The 18278-nt window shown below is 33.4% G+C and carries 19 protein-coding genes; 11 read left to right on the top strand and 8 right to left on the bottom strand.

What is annotated here, in order from left to right; all coding sequences use genetic code 11:
• Positions 1-11: 11 nt before the first annotated feature.
• The 9 genes from ACH5TW_RS15050 to ftsY all read left to right on the top strand — a co-directional run bounded on the left by ACH5TW_RS15050 (position 12) and on the right by ftsY (position 6508).
• On the top strand, positions 12-1334 hold the full coding sequence (locus ACH5TW_RS15050; protein WP_439337324.1) for a dihydrolipoamide acetyltransferase family protein: 1323 nt from the start codon (positions 12-14) through the stop codon (positions 1332-1334).
• Positions 1335-1436: 102 nt separating this feature from the next.
• Positions 1437-2213, top strand: a complete 777-nt coding sequence (locus ACH5TW_RS15055) for a 3'-5' exonuclease (protein ID WP_439337325.1) — start codon at positions 1437-1439, stop codon at positions 2211-2213.
• Positions 2214-2387: 174 nt separating this feature from the next.
• Positions 2388-2999 carry a fumarylacetoacetate hydrolase family protein gene (locus ACH5TW_RS15060; protein WP_439337326.1) on the top strand — a complete coding sequence of 204 codons (612 nt, stop codon included), beginning with the start codon at positions 2388-2390 and terminating at the stop codon, positions 2997-2999.
• On the top strand, positions 3000-3341 hold the full coding sequence (locus ACH5TW_RS15065; RefSeq protein ID WP_439337327.1) for an Hpt domain-containing protein: 342 nt from the start codon (positions 3000-3002) through the stop codon (positions 3339-3341). It abuts the gene before it with no gap.
• Positions 3341-4591, top strand: a complete 1251-nt coding sequence (locus ACH5TW_RS15070; protein ID WP_439337328.1) for a competence/damage-inducible protein A — start codon at positions 3341-3343, stop codon at positions 4589-4591. The genes ACH5TW_RS15065 and ACH5TW_RS15070 overlap by 1 nt, the downstream gene beginning before the upstream one ends.
• An 81-nt stretch (positions 4592-4672) precedes the next feature.
• Positions 4673-4909, top strand: coding sequence for a 50S ribosomal protein L28 (rpmB, locus tag ACH5TW_RS15075; RefSeq protein WP_069829467.1), 237 nt, complete (start codon positions 4673-4675; stop codon positions 4907-4909).
• A gap of 25 nt (positions 4910-4934) precedes the next feature.
• Complete coding sequence (rpmG, locus tag ACH5TW_RS15080) at positions 4935-5117, top strand: 50S ribosomal protein L33 (protein WP_033959164.1); 183 nt, start codon at positions 4935-4937, stop codon at positions 5115-5117.
• Between the two features lie 9 nt (positions 5118-5126).
• Positions 5127-5279, top strand: coding sequence for a DUF4295 domain-containing protein (locus tag ACH5TW_RS15085; RefSeq protein ID WP_439337329.1), 153 nt, complete (start codon positions 5127-5129; stop codon positions 5277-5279).
• 254 nt (positions 5280-5533) lie between these two features.
• The gene (gene ftsY, locus ACH5TW_RS15090; RefSeq protein ID WP_439337330.1) at positions 5534-6508 is read left to right on the top strand and encodes a signal recognition particle-docking protein FtsY; all 975 of its coding nucleotides are present in this window, start codon (positions 5534-5536) and stop codon (positions 6506-6508) included.
• Between the two features lie 23 nt (positions 6509-6531).
• On the opposite strand, the gene ACH5TW_RS15095 is transcribed toward ftsY, so the two are convergent.
• Complete coding sequence (locus ACH5TW_RS15095) at positions 6532-7602, bottom strand: serine hydrolase domain-containing protein (RefSeq protein WP_439337331.1); 1071 nt, start codon at positions 7600-7602, stop codon at positions 6532-6534.
• A gap of 228 nt (positions 7603-7830) precedes the next feature.
• Between ACH5TW_RS15095 and rimO the strand changes: the two genes are divergently transcribed.
• Complete coding sequence (gene rimO / locus ACH5TW_RS15100; protein WP_439337332.1) at positions 7831-9135, top strand: 30S ribosomal protein S12 methylthiotransferase RimO; 1305 nt, start codon at positions 7831-7833, stop codon at positions 9133-9135.
• 75 nt (positions 9136-9210) lie between these two features.
• Here the strand turns inward: rimO and ACH5TW_RS15105 are convergent, their stop codons facing one another.
• The 3 genes from ACH5TW_RS15105 to ACH5TW_RS15115 are packed head-to-tail and all read right to left on the bottom strand — an operon-like array spanning position 9211 to position 11811.
• On the bottom strand, positions 9211-10086 hold the full coding sequence (locus tag ACH5TW_RS15105) for a sterol desaturase family protein (RefSeq protein ID WP_439337333.1): 876 nt from the start codon (positions 10084-10086) through the stop codon (positions 9211-9213).
• A gap of 28 nt (positions 10087-10114) precedes the next feature.
• On the bottom strand, positions 10115-10591 hold the full coding sequence (locus ACH5TW_RS15110; RefSeq protein ID WP_439337334.1) for a monoheme cytochrome C: 477 nt from the start codon (positions 10589-10591) through the stop codon (positions 10115-10117).
• A complete protein-coding gene (locus ACH5TW_RS15115) occupies positions 10591-11811 on the bottom strand; it encodes a sulfite oxidase (protein ID WP_439337335.1) in 1221 nt (406 codons plus the stop codon). The genes ACH5TW_RS15110 and ACH5TW_RS15115 overlap by 1 nt, the downstream gene beginning before the upstream one ends.
• A 137-nt stretch (positions 11812-11948) precedes the next feature.
• On the opposite strand from ACH5TW_RS15115, the gene ACH5TW_RS15120 reads away from it, so the two are divergent.
• Entirely contained in the window at positions 11949-12638 is a 690-nt protein-coding gene (locus ACH5TW_RS15120; protein ID WP_439337336.1) for a hypothetical protein, read from the top strand.
• Between the two features lie 196 nt (positions 12639-12834).
• Here the strand turns inward: ACH5TW_RS15120 and ACH5TW_RS15125 are convergent, their stop codons facing one another.
• The 4 genes from ACH5TW_RS15125 to ACH5TW_RS15140 form a co-directional block, all read right to left on the bottom strand.
• Entirely contained in the window at positions 12835-13392 is a 558-nt protein-coding gene (locus ACH5TW_RS15125) for a cupin domain-containing protein (protein WP_439337337.1), read from the bottom strand.
• Positions 13393-13605: 213 nt separating this feature from the next.
• Positions 13606-16959 (bottom strand): preprotein translocase subunit SecA, encoded by a 3354-nt coding sequence (gene secA / locus ACH5TW_RS15130; protein WP_439337338.1) that lies wholly within the window; start codon positions 16957-16959, stop codon positions 13606-13608.
• A gap of 151 nt (positions 16960-17110) precedes the next feature.
• Entirely contained in the window at positions 17111-17332 is a 222-nt protein-coding gene (locus ACH5TW_RS15135; protein ID WP_019387375.1) for a DUF2795 domain-containing protein, read from the bottom strand.
• Between the two features lie 346 nt (positions 17333-17678).
• A complete protein-coding gene (locus ACH5TW_RS15140; RefSeq protein ID WP_439337339.1) occupies positions 17679-18251 on the bottom strand; it encodes a cob(I)yrinic acid a,c-diamide adenosyltransferase in 573 nt (190 codons plus the stop codon).
• Positions 18252-18278 lie beyond the last annotated feature (27 nt).

Raw genomic sequence — 18278 nt, forward strand, 5'->3', positions numbered from 1 at the left:
ACCTTATCTATATGGCAAAATTTGAGCTTAAATTACCAAAAATGGGTGAAAGTGTTGCAGAAGCAACTATTACATCTTGGTTAAAAGAAATAGGAGATACTATAGAATTAGATGAAGCTGTTTTAGAAATAGCTACGGATAAGGTTGATAGTGAGGTTCCTAGTGAAGTTGACGGTGTTTTAGTAGAAAAGTTTTTTAATATTGATGATGTTGTACAAGTAGGACAGGTTTTAGCTATTATTGAAACAGAAGGCGTTGATGAGGTTTCTGATATTCAAAATGTAGTTGAAGAAGAAAAAGTACATAAAGCGGTTGTAGAAGTTGTAGAGCAAACAATAAATATTGCAAAAGAAACATTAGCTCCTGTAGTTTCTAGTGAAAATCGTTTTTACTCTCCTTTAGTAAAAAACATAGCAAAACAAGAAGGTGTTTCTCAACAAGAATTGGATGCTATAAAAGGAACAGGAAAAGAAGGACGTGTTACTAAAAATGATATTTTATCTTATATTAAAAATAGAGGGAATCAAAAGCCTGTTATCCAAAAAGTAGAAACTCCAGAAGCAATTCAAAAAACTGTTGTAGAAAAGCCAAAAGAGGTTTCTAAACCAGTAGTAGTTAGTAGTGGTGAAGATGAAATTATAGAAATGACCAGAATGGGCAAACTTGTTGCACATCATATGGTTGAATCTGTTCAAACATCTGCTCACGTACAAAGCTTTATTGAAGCCGATGTTACTAACGTTTGGAATTGGAGAAAGAAGAATAAAGATGTTTTTATGAAGCGAGAAGGTGAAAATTTAACCTTCACGCCAATTTTTATGGAAGCTATTGCTAAAGCGCTTCGCGATTATCCTATGATGAATATTTCGCTTCAAGGGGATACTATTGTTAAAAAGAAAAATATTAATTTAGGTATGGCAGCAGCTTTACCAGATGGTAATTTAATTGTGCCTGTAATAAAAAATGCTGATCAGCTTAATTTGGTTGGTATGACGAAGCAAGTAAATGATTTAGCAAATCGTGCACGTTTAAATCAATTAAAGCCTGATGAAGTTCAAGGAGGCACATACACTGTTACTAATGTAGGAACATTTGGTAGTATCATGGGGACTCCAATTATTAATCAGCCACAGGTTGGTATTTTAGCTTTAGGAGCTATTAGAAAAGTGCCAGCAGTTATTGAAACACCAGATGGCGATTTTATAGGTATTCGCTATAAAATGTTTTTATCACACTCTTACGATCATCGTGTAGTTAATGGTGCGTTAGGCGGTATGTTTGTTAAAGCTGTAAAAGATTATTTAGAAGCTTGGGACATTAATAGAGAGATATAATTTTTTAATTAAATATATAAAAATCCAATCTATAAAACGGTTGGTTTTTTGCTTTCTACACCTTAGTAATTTAGTATCTTTACACTTCTTAAAAGAATATAAATGCAGTTAAATCTTACCAAGCCTATTTGTTTTTTCGATTTAGAAACAACAGGAATTAATATCTCAAAAGATAGAATCGTTGAAATATCAATACTCAAAGTGTTTCCAAATGGAAATAAAGAGAGTAAAACGTGGTTGGTTAATCCGGAAATGGAAATCCCGAAAGAAGTTGTTGAAATTCATGGTATTACTAATGAAAAAGTAGCTGAAGAGCCAACTTTTAAAGCGCTTGCAAAAGATATATATAATATGATTAAAGATTCCGATTTAGGAGGTTTTAATTCTAATAGATTTGACATTCCGCTTTTAGCAGAAGAAATGCTGAGAGCAGATATAGATTTTGATATGAAAAATCGTTTAGCTGTAGATGTACAAACAATTTTTCATAAAATGGAACAGCGCACTTTAAGTGCTGCATATAGGTTTTATTGCGATAAAGAATTAGAGGGCGCTCATGGAGCCGAAGCTGATACGAATGCAACTTACGAGGTTTTAAAAGCTCAAATAGAAAAGTACGACGATTTAGAAAATGACACGAAGTTTTTGGCTGAATTTAGCTCTAGAAAACAATTTGCTGATTTCGCAGGTTTTATAGCCTATAATAAAAATGGAGAAGAGTGTTTTTCTTTTGGAAAACATAAAGGCAAATTAGTAACTGAAGTTTTAGATAAAGAACCTGGTTATTTTGGGTGGTTATTAAATGCCGATTTTCCATTATATACTAAAAAAGTGCTTACAGCTATTAAACTGAGAAGCTTTAATAATAAATTGGGTTAGAAATTAAGACGGAAGCACGAAGTTAGAATACTGCATACTAGAACTTGCGTTAGGGATTGCAGAGGAAATCCCACAGTGACCATTTTTGGGAGCGAGGACTTGTAACGAAAAGCCTGACCTGTTCCTGAACTAAATTCAGGATAAAGGTAGCGCCCAAATTAAAATTTACAAGAGATGAAACTTATTTGTATTGGTAGAAATTACGCAGAACATATAAAAGAATTAGAAAACGAAAAACCAGATGATCCGGTTGTATTCTTAAAACCAGACACAGCAATTCTTTTAAAAAAACAGCCTTTTTTTATTCCAGATTTTTCTGATGATGTGCATTATGAAGTTGAGGTTTTGGTTAAAATAAATAGAGTAGGGAAGCATATTGATAGAAAATTTGCTCATAAATATTATAATGAAATTGGTTTAGGGATAGACTTTACGGCGCGCGATTTACAAAGTGAGTTAAAAGCAAAAGGATTACCATGGGAGAAAGCAAAATCTTTTGATGGGGCTGCTGTAATTGGTAATTGGTTGCCAGTTAGTGAGATAGATGGTATTGATGCTATTGAGTTTTCTTTAAAAAAGAACGATATTTTTGTTCAAAAAGGAAATACAAGCCATATGTTATGGAAAATTGATGAATTAATAGAATATGTATCAAAATATTTCACTTTAAAGATTGGAGATATTATATTTACAGGCACACCCGCAGGAGTTGGGAGAGTAATTGCAAATGATAAACTAAAAGGATTTATAGAAGACAAAGAAATGTTTTCAATAACAGTAAAATAAATGGAACAACATTACAAATTATTTAGAGTACGCGAATTAGCTGATAACGATGAAGATTTTATTGCCACTTTAGCTGAGGCGTTTTTAGAAGAAGTGCCAGAAGATGCAGAACGATTGAAAAAAGCAGTTGCTGATGTGAACTATCAAGAAGCATATCAAGCGGCTCATAAAATGAAGCCAACTGTCGATTTATTTGAATTAGGCGTGCTTGATATTTTAATAGAAATTCAAGATTGGGGAAAGTTTACAAAAACAGATATAGATATCACAGAACAATTAGAAGTTTTTATATCTAAAGTAGATATGGCAGTAGCCGAAATGAGATCAGATTTTAATTTATAATGCTAGCAGAGATAATTACCATAGGGGACGAACTTCTTATTGGTCAGGTTATTGATACGAATTCTTCGTATATAGCTAAGCAATTAAATAAAATAGGAATTTCGGTTTATCAAATAACATCTATACAAGACGATAAACAACATATATTAAATGCATTTAAAGATGCAGAAAGTCGAGTTGATGTTATTATAATTACAGGAGGATTAGGTCCTACCAAAGACGATATTACCAAAAAAACAATAGCTGAATATTTTAATGACACTCTAGTTTTAGATGCTTCTGTATTAGATAATATAGAAAGTATTTGGAAACAATATGTGCGACAAACCTTGTTACAAGTAAATAAAGATCAAGCGTTAGTGCCCTCTAAATCTAAGGTTTTAATGAATAAACTAGGTACTGCTCCTGGTATGTGGTTAGAAAAGAATGATACTGTTTTTATTTCACTTCCCGGAGTGCCTTTTGAAATGAAGGGGTTAATTGATGATGCTGTAATTCCTAAATTAACTGACAAATTTCGTTGTCCATATATATTACACAGAACACTATTAATTCATGGGTTAGGAGAGAGCACTTTAGCTGCAAGAATAGAGGATTGGGAAGATGCTTTACCAAAGCATATAAAACTAGCTTATTTACCTAGTTTAGGTAATATGAGACTGCGTTTATCTGCAAAGGGTTTCGATGAGCATAAAATTAAAGATGATGTTCAAAAAGAAATAGACGCAGTTATTCCTTTTATTAAAGATGAATTTCTAGGATTTGAAGATGAAGATGGATCTATTGAAGCAATTATAGGTAAACATTTAACTAAAATAGGTAAAACTGTTGCAACAGCAGAAAGCTGCACAGGAGGTAAAATAGCAGAACGATTTACAACAAATTCTGGAGCATCTGCATATTTTAAAGGAAGCGTAGTGAGTTATGCAACCGATTCGAAAATTGACGTTTTAGGAGTTTCAAAAGATGCTATTAGCGAACATTCTGTTGTTAGTGGTGAAGTTGCAGAGGCTATGGCGCAGCATGTTTTGCAATTATTTAAAACAGATTATGCAATTGCTACTACCGGAAATGCAGGACCTACAAAAGGAGAATCTGACGAAGAAGTTGGTATAGTTTTTATAGCAATTGCAACAAAAGCAGGTGTTTATTCAGAAAAATTTATGCTTGGTAATCATCGAACAAAAGTGATAAATAAAGGGGCAAATAAAGCCTTTGAAATGTTATTAAAAGAAATTTTTAAAAATTGACAAAAATTAGATTGTCAGAACATAAAGATTTTATATATTTGCACCTCGATTTTAAGCAACAAGAATTTAAAGTTATAAATAATGTCAAGAGTTTGTGAACTTACAGGAAAGAAGGCAATGGTTGGAAACAACGTGTCTCATGCATTAAACAGAACTAAACGCAAGTTCAATGCGAATTTAGTTAAGAAACGTTTTTATATTCCAGAAGAAGACAGCTGGATAACTTTAAAGGTTTCTACATCTGCTTTAAAAACAATCAACAAAATAGGTATTTCTGCAGCGATTAAAGATGCAAAATCTAAAGGATTTTTAAAATAATATCTGCATTTAAATAAGTAAAGAAATGGCAAAGAGAGGAAACAGAATACAAGTAATATTAGAATGTACTGAGCATAAAGAGTCTGGACAACCAGGAACTTCAAGATACATTACTACTAAAAACAAAAAGAATACGCCAGATAGAATGGAGATTAAAAAATTTAATCCAATTCTTAAACGTATGACAGTTCATAAAGAAATTAAATAATTATAGATCATGGCAAAGAAATCAGTAGCATCATTACAAACAGGATCTAAAAGATTAACAAAAGCAATAAAAATGGTAAAGTCTCCAAAAACAGGAGCTTACATGTTTGTTGAATCTATAATGAGTCCAGACCAAGTAAACGACTTTATAGCTAAAAAGTAAATACTTGTTTTTATAAGATACTCAAAAGCAGCTTTCTGTATAGAAAGCTGCTTTTTTATATTTATATTTGAATGGTTTTCTCTGACATATTAGCAGTATTGTAAATATGGTAAGGAAATTGACAATAATAATATAGGCGTTACCGCAAGGGTCGGGCTTTCCGCTAAATCTTTTTTGAGAAAGACAAAAAAAGATATCGCATCAATCCCTAACGCAGAATTAGATTACATATAACAATCAATCTATAATTAAGAATGAGTTTTTTTAAAAAAATATTTTCTTCAGAAAAAAAAGAAACATTAGATAAAGGTTTAGAAAAAACTAAATCTAGCTTCTTCGGTAAATTAAGTAAAGCAGTAGCAGGAAAATCTAAAGTAGACGATGATGTTTTAGATAGCTTAGAAGAAGTGCTAGTATCTAGTGATGTTGGTGTAAACACAACACTTAAAGTTATTGAGCGTATAGAAGAACGCGTATCAAAAGACAAATATTTGGGTACTGATGAATTAAATAAAATTCTTCGAGAAGAAATAGCTGGCTTGTTGAGTGAAACCAATACTGGTGAAGAAACAGAATACACCATTCCTAGTTTACCAAAACAAGCAGACGGATCTAAAACGCCGTATGTATTAATGGTAGTAGGTGTAAATGGTGTTGGAAAAACAACCACTATAGGAAAATTAGCTTATCAGTTTAAAAAACAAGGATTAAAAGTAGTACTTGGTGCAGCCGATACTTTTAGAGCAGCAGCTATAGATCAATTACAAGTTTGGGCAGATCGCGTAGATGTACCAATGGTAAGACAAGATATGGGAAGCGATCCGGCTTCTGTAGCTTTTGATGCACTACAATCTGGAGTAAATCAAGATGCCGATGTTATTATTATAGATACAGCTGGCCGTTTACACAATAAGATAAACTTAATGAACGAGTTAACTAAAGTTAAACGTGTTATGCAAAAAGTAGTTGGCGATGCGCCACACGATGTGTTATTGGTTTTAGATGGCTCAACAGGTCAAAATGCTTTTGAGCAAGCTAAGCAGTTTACAGCGGCTACAGAAGTGACATCATTAGCTGTTACAAAGCTAGATGGAACAGCAAAAGGTGGTGTAGTGATTGGTATTTCAGATCAATTTAAAATTCCTGTAAAATATATTGGAGTAGGTGAAGGCATTGAAGATTTACAAGTGTTCAATAAATTTGAGTTTGTAGATTCGTTTTTTAAGTAATATTCGAAGGTAGGAACCTGATGTTAATCAACCAAAGCATTTATCTTTTCCCATAAATCATTATCAAAATTGGATAGAGCAAAATTGTCGCCATCAGCAGCTTCTCCCATTCTAATAACAACTAATTTTTTACTGGGCACTATATAAATTTTTTGATCGTTTTTACCCAAAGCAGCATACATGTCATCAGGAGCGTTTGGTATGAGTTCGACATTAAATTCTAATTGACTTTGTGGTAAATGATAACTCGACTTTCCGTTTAACCACCATAAATAGCCATACGATTGATTAATGTTTTGAGAAGTGTTAGTTGCTTCATTTAAAAAACTTTCAGAAATAATTTGATTGTCTTCCCATTTTCCTTTAGCAGAAATTAATAAGCCAAAACGTGCCATACTACGTGTATTACTCCAATAAACATTTAAGTTGTTTAACTGAGACCATAGTCCAGACATGCCAATTTTATCTTTTAAATTAGTGTTGAAATAGGTGTTCCATGTTTGATTGCTAGCCGCAGCAATTACATCTTGCATTTTTACATATACATTATGGTAAGCCCATCTAGTCCCTGCATCTGCTACATATTGTAATCCGTTGGGAGATACATCATCGCCTAAACTATCATCTAGTCCAGAATCCATAGACAATAGGTTTTTACAAGTAATTAGATTTTCTTTAGCTATTGGAGCACTAGTCCAACCTGTGCCTAAATAATCAGATACTTTATTGTTTATATTTATGATGCCTGCATCTTGTGCTATTCCAGAAACGGTGGATGTTAGTGTTTTTCCTGCGCTAGCCCAATACCAAGATTTTGATTTATCATGACCATTTAAATAGCTTTCTAAAACAATTTTGCCTTCATGTAAAATGATAAAGCTCTTGGTGTTTTTTTCTTCTAAATAATCTAAAAGAGGTTGTTTTGCATTTTCATTCCAGCCCAAATCTGTTATAGATTTTGTTTCCCAAGTATCAGAATTAATAGGAGGGAAATATAATGCATCTGTAACAGGAATTTCTAGTTCATCATTATTATCAGAAGAACAACCTAAAACAAAAAAGATGGCTAATATTGAAAAATAAAGTGGTTTCATGTGTTTATAATTATTGTTTTTTACCGGACACATGTAGCATTCATTTAATCATTTTCTTGGGTATCGAAAATTTAGTTATGAATGTTTCATAATGTAGGTTTTTGCAATCTTGGACTCTCAAATATAAAAAAGGTTTAGTTAATAATTTAAGAACCTATTTGTTAATCGTTAATCACATTCATTAGTTCACAATCATTATGTATCTTTGCGCCCTGATTTATAGAAAGTATGCGCACAAAAACTCTTAAGAAAAACAAGATTAATGTAGTAACCCTTGGTTGTAGTAAAAATGTTTACGATAGCGAAGTGTTAATGGGGCAGTTAAAAGCCAGCGGAAAAGATGTGGTTCATGAAGACGAAGGCAATATTGTGGTTATTAATACCTGTGGGTTTATTAATAACGCTAAAGAAGAGAGCGTTAATACCATTTTAGAATATGTTCAGAAAAAACAAGATGGCGATGTTGACAAGGTTTTTGTTACCGGTTGTTTAAGCGAGCGTTATAAACCAGATTTAGTAAAAGAAATACCAAATGTAGATGAGTATTTTGGTACTACAGAGTTACCAGGTTTATTAAAAGCTTTAGGTGCCGATTATAAGCATGAGTTAATAGGTGAGCGTTTAACAACCACACCAAAAAATTATGCCTATTTAAAAATTGCTGAAGGTTGTGATAGACCTTGTTCGTTTTGTGCTATTCCTATCATGAGAGGAAAACACAAAAGCACACCTATAGAGAACTTAGTTATAGAAGCTGAGAAATTAGCAGCCAATGGCGTTAAAGAGCTTATTTTAATTGCTCAAGATTTAACTTATTATGGTCTCGATTTATATAAAAAACGTAATCTAGCCGAATTACTAGAAGCTTTAGTAAAAGTAGAAGGTATCGAGTGGATTCGTTTGCATTATGCGTTCCCAACAGGATTTCCTTTGGATGTGTTAGATGTTATGAATCGCGAACCTAAAATTTGTAACTATTTAGATATTCCGTTACAACATATTTCTGATGCTGTTTTAAAGAGTATGCGTCGTGGTACGAATAAAGAGAAAACGACAAAGCTTATCCATCAGTTTAGAGAATCGGTTCCTAATATGACTATTAGAACCACACTAATTGTAGGTTATCCAGGAGAAACAGAAGAGAATTTTCAAGAATTAAAGCAATGGGTTACAGAGATGCGTTTTGAACGTTTAGGATGTTTTACGTATTCTCATGAAGAAAACACCCATGCTTATAATTTAGAAGATGATGTGCCAGAAGAAGTGAAAATGGACAGAGCTAATCAAATCATGGAAATTCAATCACAAATTTCTTGGGAATTGAATCAGCAAAAAATAGGAGAAACCTTTAAAGTCGTTATCGACAGAAAAGAAGGGAACTATTTTGTAGGTCGTACTGAATTCGATTCTCCAGATGTAGATAACGAAGTGCTTATTGATGCTTCTAAAACCTATTTAAAAACAGGTGAATTTGCGACTATAAAAGTTATTGAAGCAGAAGACTTTGACCTTTATGGCGAGGTTGTAAACTAATCTTGTTATTCCTGCGCAGGCAGTAATCAGCTCTATAGGTAGCTCAATAGAAAATCTTAAAGTTTTCTATTGCTATTACCGCTGTCCTTTTTTAAAGCCGTAGGTATTCTGACCAATAAAATCTGTTGGAAATTTATCATCACCTTTAAACCCTATTTCTATAGTGCCGCTATCTTCGGGTATATAATTTGTTTTAAAAATATAATCCCAAAGACTTAAACTTATGCCATAATTTACACCATATTTTCCTTTAGGTAATAGATAAGCATGATGATATAAATGCATGACTGGGTTGTTGAAAATATATTTTAACGGTCCCCAAGTAATTTTAATGTTTGAATGGTTAAAATGACCAATGGCTATGGTAATGAAATGAATAATAAAAGCTTGATTAGGTTCAAAACCACCAATAATCATAACTCCAAACGTTTTTAGTGGTTTGTAAAAAATGTTTTCCATCCAGTGGTATCTTAGATGCGCTGCGAACCCCATTTCTTTCACACTATGATGCACTTTGTGAAATTTCCATAGGAAAGGGTATTTATGTAATAATACATGCGTAAACCATTGCACAAAGTCAAGTATAATGAAAAACACAAATAATTGTAACCAAGGTGCCCATTCAGAAATATCAAATAAAGCAAGGCTTTTAGCTGTGATGTTTATTTCTCCAAAAGCGAGTCCTAAAACCTTATAAACACCACTAATTACAATTGAAAAGATGAAGAAATTAAAGAACATGTAAAACGCATCTAGCCAAAAATCGCGTCTAAGAATAGATTGCTCTTTTCTCCACGGAAAAGCAATTTCTAATACCCAAACAAATAGGGAAATGGCTATAAGTCCCCAAAAATAGTTTGAAGTCCATGGCACTTCAAAAATTATCGATTTCCATGTCCAATTTAAAGTTCCTTGAAAAGCATTAATAAATGCATCTAAATATTTTTCCATTTTAATTGTATTTTAATATTATATAATTTTATTTATTGTTTAATTCGTACCAGTCTATATCTGTTAAAACCGCTCGTCTGCCAATTGATTTTGGAGGGTAATTGGTTACTAAATAATTAACGATAACGTCTTGGTTTCTTCCTAAATTCCAAAGGTTTTGTGTTTCCTGCATCCATTTAATGGTTGTATTCCATCCTTCTGCTGTCATTCTATTTTGTGTTACCAATTTTGCCGAATGACAATTAGTGCAATTATTTACAACTAGCATTAACCCATCTGCATCTACCAAACCTGTTCTTACATGAATACCGTTTTCAATACGATCTTCGTCAATTTCAATTGGTACTGCAACTATAGTTTCAGGTTCCGATTTAAAATCAAAGAACGATGGGTTAGACATATAATAAAGTAAGCCTCCGCCTGTTATTACAAATAACGTTAAAAGAAGTATCAATAACCGATACACTTTTTGAATTAAGGCTTTGAATACTTTTTCGTTAGTCATTACTTAACTTTTACAGCAATTCTATGACACGCATTATTTAAATATCCTTTCGGATTCCATCCAGGTAATAACATAGGTTGAGCAACGTTGTTACTATCTGTTGCTCTAGCCCAAACTTCATAATAACCTACTTTAGGAAAACTTACTTTAGCCGAAAAATGTTGCCATGCTAAACGGTTAGCTGGCTTTTCAACTGGGCATGTTGTCCAAGTAGATCCATAATCTATAGAATATTCCATTTTAGAAACTTCAAGTTCGCCTGCCCAAGCATGCCCTCTAATATTTAAGGATTTCCCTTTATTAATAATAGCGCCCGTTTTAGGATAGGTAATTAATGATTTCACTGGCATCGACTCAATAATGCACATATCTTCATCTTTTACTTTTTCACCAGGAGCAACTGGTTCACAAGGTACTCTATACGCTGTTCCTATCATTTTTGTACCATCATGAACTTTATTTCGAATACTAATGCGATTAATCCATTTACCAGAAACAGAAGCAGGCCATCCACCTGCAACCAAGCGTAAGGGATAACCATGTACTAAAGGAATATCTTCTCCATTCATTTTAAAAGCTAAAATAGTTTCATCTTGCAATGCTTTTTGCATAGGGCAGCCTCTAGAAATGGGTTCTTTATTAGGATCCATACTCAAATGTTTATCTATAGCATGATAGCCAATATAAACAGCATCACTTTTCATACCTGCATCTTCCAATACATCGCGTAATCGAACACCTGTCCATGAAGCACAATGTACTGCTCCAACGGTCCATTGGTTTCCTTTTGCAGGCGGATTAAATTCGCTACGTCCATTACCACCACATTCTATTGCTAACTGATACGTGTAGTGTTTGAATTTTGATTTTAAATCTGAAAGAGTGTATTCTGTTATCTTAGTAACAGATTCACCGTCAATAGTAAGTTTCCATGACTTAGCATCAATAGCCTCAGGAACTAGCCCATTATTTCTAATAAACATGCATGAATTAGGTGTGATTTTATCATCTAATAAATGTGCTTGCGCTTCAATATTCCATGGTTTGTCGTTTAGAACAATCATGTCTGGATGTTTATTAAACATTTTAAAAGGATCAGGGTCTTGTAATGCCAAAGGGGTATAACCATCAAGGATTTTTGAACCAAAAACAAGTTCTGAGCCTATAAGTGTAGCAAATGAACTTAGTGTTGCCCTTTTAACAAATTCTCTTCTTTTCAAGCCGTTTAAAATTATAAGTTATATAACAAGTAGTACAATTTACAAATTCTAATTTCTTTTTATGTAACAATTATTACATGAAAAAAAAACGAATCCTTATATCTTGCTAATTGTAACTAACTTAAAAATAATTAATTATGGAATTCATTAAGAAAGATTTCGAAACCAAGTTTACAGGTTGGGCTTTTATTTTTGCAGCTGCCTTATTGTGGTTAGGATGGGCATTATCGCCACATCATATTGGAGAGTATATTGTAGCTTCAGATTTTGCAGCTATTGGTAAAGATGTTTGGTATTGGATTTGGATGTATAGAATTCATATTTTTGGTTGGGTTACGATGGCCATTGCAACATTCGCATTAGTATCCATTACAGCCCGAAAACCTTATCGTGTTGTTATATTACCAGGTGCAGGAATGCTTGTTGTAGGTACTTTTACCTTAGCAATTGCATCGGCGTATTTTTATAATTATGGCGCTTGGGGTGTTGGGCAAACAGCAGGTAAAACTACTGCAGAAATTAAAGAGTTTGTAGATAATATTTTATTTACTAATCAGTATGTAACTTGCTTTATCCGTTTTGGGCGTATTTTTTCTGGTGTAGGTTTAGTGTTATTAGGATTTGCTTTTGTTAAATGGCATATAGTTAGCAAATGGTTAGGTTGGTTTACTGCGCTATTAGGATTCGTAGCTATGATGATTATTCTTGCTATTCCAGATAATTACGAAATTTACAAACCTATATTCCATGTAAAAGTTGTTTGGTTACTTGCTATGGGAATTGTTATTCTTATAAAAGGTGTTTCTTTGCCAGAGGTTAAAGCGTAAATTTGATTAGAAGCATTTATTTTTAATTAGTTTTTTAAGTTAGGTGATGAAGATTCGTTTAACCTTTATTTATAATAATAGTGCCGATTTGTACCTGAGTATTTTTCGCAGGAAAATCAGGGTGACTAATTATGCATAACCCATTTGATTTATAATTAAATTTAGGTATAATTTTTTTGTGCTTTGTTGTATTTTGTTATTTTTCAATACCAACGTATTTTTTATATATCGCTCTATATCCGAACAACCTAGCTAATGGACCTAAAGTATTTATCAAAAAATTCTGTAGACCCATTGGAATTGATGCCAATCTAGAAGGGCTTTCTAAATACTTTCCAGTAACCATTGCTTGTAAAAAAGGAAATTTCCCATTTTTAACCTTTCCATCATTTGTCATGCCAATTAGATTCTCGATAAACAAATCAATGTCAATACCTGGTGTGATCGTCTGAATATATTCAGCCGGTTGATCATTTGTATTATAATGGTTATGAGCTTTGTTCTTAGGTAAAGTAACTTCTTCTCCTTTGTTTAGTTGATATTCTTTTCCATCGATAAAATAGGTCATTGTACCTGATAGCGCTTTAAATGATTCATCTTGCAGAATGTGAATATGGTCGTCTACTGTTTGGCCTTTACTAAAAAGAGTCACTTTTATTGTAACTCTTTCTCCATTTGTATCTTCTGAAGTTTCAATAAATTCGAAAGTATCTCCTGTAAACTTATCTACTAATATCTGTCCTTTGGTTGGCATAATTTACTGGTTTTATAAATAAATACAACTATGTTTATATGAAATCGTTTTAATGTTTTATAGCATCCGTTAAACGAATTTAGCTATTTTTTCTGACCAAGTCAAGTTTGAGTTTTTTTTAGGCACAAAAAAACCTGATAGTTTATATCAGGTTTTTAAAAATGTATTATAAGATTCCTCCCGATAAAATATCGGAATACTCAGGAATCCAGGTTACTCTTCAACCAAAACCCATTCGCCTTTGGCGATTAAAGGTTCTGCTTGTTTGTATTTAACCGTTTTGTTTTCACCATTCATAACATGTTTGATTGTAACACGATCGTTACGACCAATTTTTGGTTTATCGCGTACAATAGTTTCAACTACTTCTTGTTGACGTTGCGTGTTTCCAGCTGCTCTATTTTGTGCAGAGCGTTCGTCTAAATTAGGGATTTCGTCTTTTTGTACATTCAGTTTTTCTTGCTTACGTACTTTAGCTTCTTGTATGGTACTTTGCGTTTCTTGCGGTAACTCACCTTTAAATAAGAATGAAATAACATCTTTATTTACTTGGTCTATCATAGCTTTAAACAATTCGAAAGCTTCAAACTTATAAATAAGTAAAGGATCTTTTTGTTCGTGTACTGCCAATTGTACCGATTGTTTCAACTCGTCCATTTTACGTAAATGGGTTTTCCAAGCATCATCAATAATAGCAAGTGTAATATTTTTTTCGAAATCGGTAATTAATTGTTTACCGTTTGTTTCGTATGCTTTTTCAAGATCGGTAACCACATTTAATGATTTAATACCGTCTGTAAAAGGTACTACAATGCGTTTAAACTTATCGCGTTGTGTTTCGTATACATTTTTAATAACAGGGAATGCAATTTCGGCATTGCGTTCCATTTTTGCTCTATAATGCTCGAAAGCACCTTTGTATATTTTTGATGTAATATCTTGTGCAGAAAGTTTACCAAATTCAGCTTCTGACACTGGTGAACTCATTGAGAAATAACGAATTAATTCAAACTCAAAGTTTTTATAATCGTTAGCGCCTTTGTTAGTTTCAGCAATACCTTCTGATGTATCAAAAATCATATTCGCTAAATCTACACGTAAACGCTCACCATGTAATGCATGACGACGACGTTTGTAAACTACCTCACGTTGTGCATTCATAACATCATCATATTCTAATAAACGCTTACGAACACCAAAGTTATTCTCTTCTACTTTTTTCTGTGCACGCTCAATAGATTTTGAAATCATTGAATGTTGGATAACCTCACCTTCTTTAAGTCCCATTTTATCCATCATTTTCGCAATACGCTCGCTACCAAATAAACGCATCAGGTTATCTTCTAACGATACGTAAAATTGAGAACTTCCTGGATCTCCTTGACGACCAGCACGACCACGTAACTGTCTGTCTACTCGACGCGAATCATGACGCTCCGTACCTACAATGGCTAAACCACCAGCAGCCTTAACTTCGTCGCTTAATTTAATATCGGTACCACGACCTGCCATGTTGGTTGCAATAGTAACTTGTCCAGATTTACCTGCTTGATCTACAATTTCGGCTTCTTTTTTATGTTGCTTCGCATTTAATACATTGTGTGGTATTTTTCGAATGCTAAGCATTTTACCAAGTAATTCACTTATTTCTACCGATGTTGTCCCAATTAAAACAGGGCGACCCGCTTGCGATAGTTTGGTAACATCATCAATAACCGCGTTGTACTTTTCACGCTTTGTTTTATAAACTAAATCTTCTTTATCGTCTCTAGCAATTGGGCGGTTGGTTGGAATTTCAACAACATCTAATTTGTAGATTTCCCAGAATTCTCCAGCTTCTGTAACTGCAGTACCTGTCATACCAGATAGTTTACGGTACATTCTAAAGTAATTTTGAAGTGTTACCGTTGCAAAAGTTTGCGTAGCATCTTCAATTTTTACATTTTCTTTAGCTTCAATCGCTTGGTGTAATCCGTCAGAATAACGACGACCATCCATAATACGACCGGTTTGCTCATCAACAATCATTACTTTATTTTCCATCACCACATATTGGGTGTCTTTTTCAAATAAAGCGTATGCTTTTAAAAGTTGATTAAGCGTATGAATACGTTCAGATTTTACACCAAACTCTTTAAATAATTCTTCTTTAAGGTTCGCTTCATCTTCAGAAGAAAGCCCTTGCTCTTCAATTTTAGCAACTTCAATGCCTATTTCTGGTAAGATGAAAAAATCTGGGTTGTCCTTTCCAGAGATGTATTCAACCCCTTTATCGGTTAATTCAACTTGATTGTTTTTTTCTTCAATTACATAGTACAATTCTGCATCAACCTTTGGCATTTCGCGGTTGTTGTCTTGCATGTAAAAGTTCTCCGTTTTTTGAAGTAGTTGTTTGATGCCTTCTTCACTTAAAAACTTAATTAAGGCTTTGTTTTTAGGAATACCACGGTACACACGTAGTAGTTGAAAACCACCTTCTTTAGTATCGCCAGCAGCAATAAGCTTTTTAGCCTCGGCTAAAACACCTGTTAAATATTTTCGTTGTACCGATACAATATCGTCTACCTTAGGTTTTAATTCTGTAAACTCATGGTGTTCGCCACGAGGAATTGGACCTGAAATAATTAACGGCGTACGCGCATCATCAACTAATACAGAATCGACCTCATCTACAATGGCAAAATGATGTGGACGTTGTACTAATTCTTCAGGAGTATGTGACATGTTATCACGTAAGTAATCAAAACCAAACTCATTATTGGTTCCGTAAGTAATATCGGCATTGTAAGCCGCAATACGTTCAGGCGAATTAGGTTTGTGGTAATCTATACAATCTATAGTTAAACCATGAAATTGAAAAAGAGGAGCCATCCACGCGCTATCACGCTTTGCTAAGTAATCATTCACAGTAACTAAATGTACACCTTTTCCAGATAATGCATTTAAATACATAGGTAATGTAGCCACTAATGTTTTACCTTCACCCGTTTGCATTTCGGCAATTTTACCTTGATGCATGGCAATACCACCAATAAGCTGTACATCGTAATGTACCATATCCCAAGTAATAGGCTTTCCAGCAGCATCCCAAGAGTTTGCCCAAGTAGCATTATCGCCATCAAGTGTTACATAATCTTTATCTCCAGATAATTCTCTGTCGTAATTATTTGCTGTAACCGTAATAGAGGTATTGTTTGTAAAACGTTTAGCTGTTTCTTTAATAACAGCAAAAGCTTCTGGTAAAATAGTGTTTAAAACGTCTTCCGTTTTATTATAAGCATCGTCTTTAAGCTTGTCAACAGCTTCATAGATATCCTCACGTTTGTCAATGTCTTCTGTGTTTTCAGCTTCATTAAGAAGGCTTTCTATCTCGTCGTTTATAGGCTTAATAGCTTCTGCAATAGTTGCTTTAAATTCGGTTGTTTTTGCTCTAAGTTCGTCGTGAGATAAACTGCTAACGGAAGACTCTAAAGCCTTTATTTTTTCAACAATTGGTGTGATGGCTTTAACATCTTGCTTCGATTTATCGCCAACAAATACTTTAAGGACAGAATTTAAAAAACTCATGTGTGTTTATATTTATATTAAGCTAGGGGTTAGCCTAGTTGTGTTCGTTTTAATTTTTTGTTTTTCAATGCATCCAAAGATACATTTGTTTAAAGATTAGGACAAAAAAAAAGCCTCAATTCGAGACTTTTTAACTATTCTTTATGCTTTACTAATATTCATCTTCATTCCATAGATAATCCTCATCGGTCGGATAATCAGACCAGATTTCTTCAATAGAGTCATAAGAATCACCTTCATCTTCAATTGATTGTAAATTTTCAACCACTTCTAACGGTGCGCCAGTTCTAATTGCGTAATCTATCAATTCGTCTTTAGTTGCCGGCCAAGGTGCATCACTTAAATAAGATGCTAATTCTAATGTCCAATACATTTCTTTGTGTTTAATTTTTTGCAAAAATAAATTTTTAGTTTAAACACACAAGAAAAAAATGAATTATTTAATCATTAATTTTAAGAACGTACTCTTTTGTTATCTAAACAGTTGAAATTTATAGTTGCTTTGTTAATAATTTAGAACTTAATTTATTTGGGCGTTTCCCTATCGGGTCGGGCTTTCCACTATATCTTTTTAAAACGTTATTGTTATGACGAAGGATATGGCAATCTGCCAAAATCAGTAGTAGTTACAATTTTTTGTTTCATTCAAGTTTTAAAAAGGATGCCGTTGCAATCCCTAACGCAAAACGAGTTCAATTTATAAGTCAAAGTTTAATAGTTTATCCTTTCTCCGGAATCCACTTAATTTCATTTGCTTGTAAATCATAAGACAACTTTCGTGCCAATACAAAAAGGTAGTCAGAAAGACGGTTTAAATACTTTAAAGTATTCGGGTCTATTGTTTCAATCTCGCTAAGCGCAGACGTTAAACGTTCAGCTCTACGGCATACACAACGTGCTATATGACAGAATGACACCGTTTGATGCCCTCCAGGTAGCACAAAATGAGTCATAGGCGGTAATGCTTCGTTCATAGTATCCATTTCTTCTTCTAAGCGTTTTATGTTTTCATTAGAAATAGTAGGAATGTTTAAACGTGCTTTTCCATTTTTTAAAATCGCTTTTTCAGGGTCTGTTGCCAGAATAGCGCCAACAGTAAACAATCTGTCTTGAATATGAATTAATAGGTCTTTGTAATGAGGATTGATATCTTGATCGCGAATTAAGCCTAAATGAGAGTTTAGCTCATCAACGGTTCCATAACTATCAATACGAATATGATGCTTTGGTACCCGTGTGCCACCAAATAATGCGGTGGTACCTTTATCTCCTGTTTTGGTATAGATTTTCATGTTACGAAGTTAAAAGTTATAAGTTGA

The sequence above is a fragment of the Thalassobellus sediminis genome (assembly GCF_044386045.1).
Classification (GTDB): Bacteria; Bacteroidota; Bacteroidia; order Flavobacteriales; family Flavobacteriaceae; genus Thalassobellus; species Thalassobellus sediminis.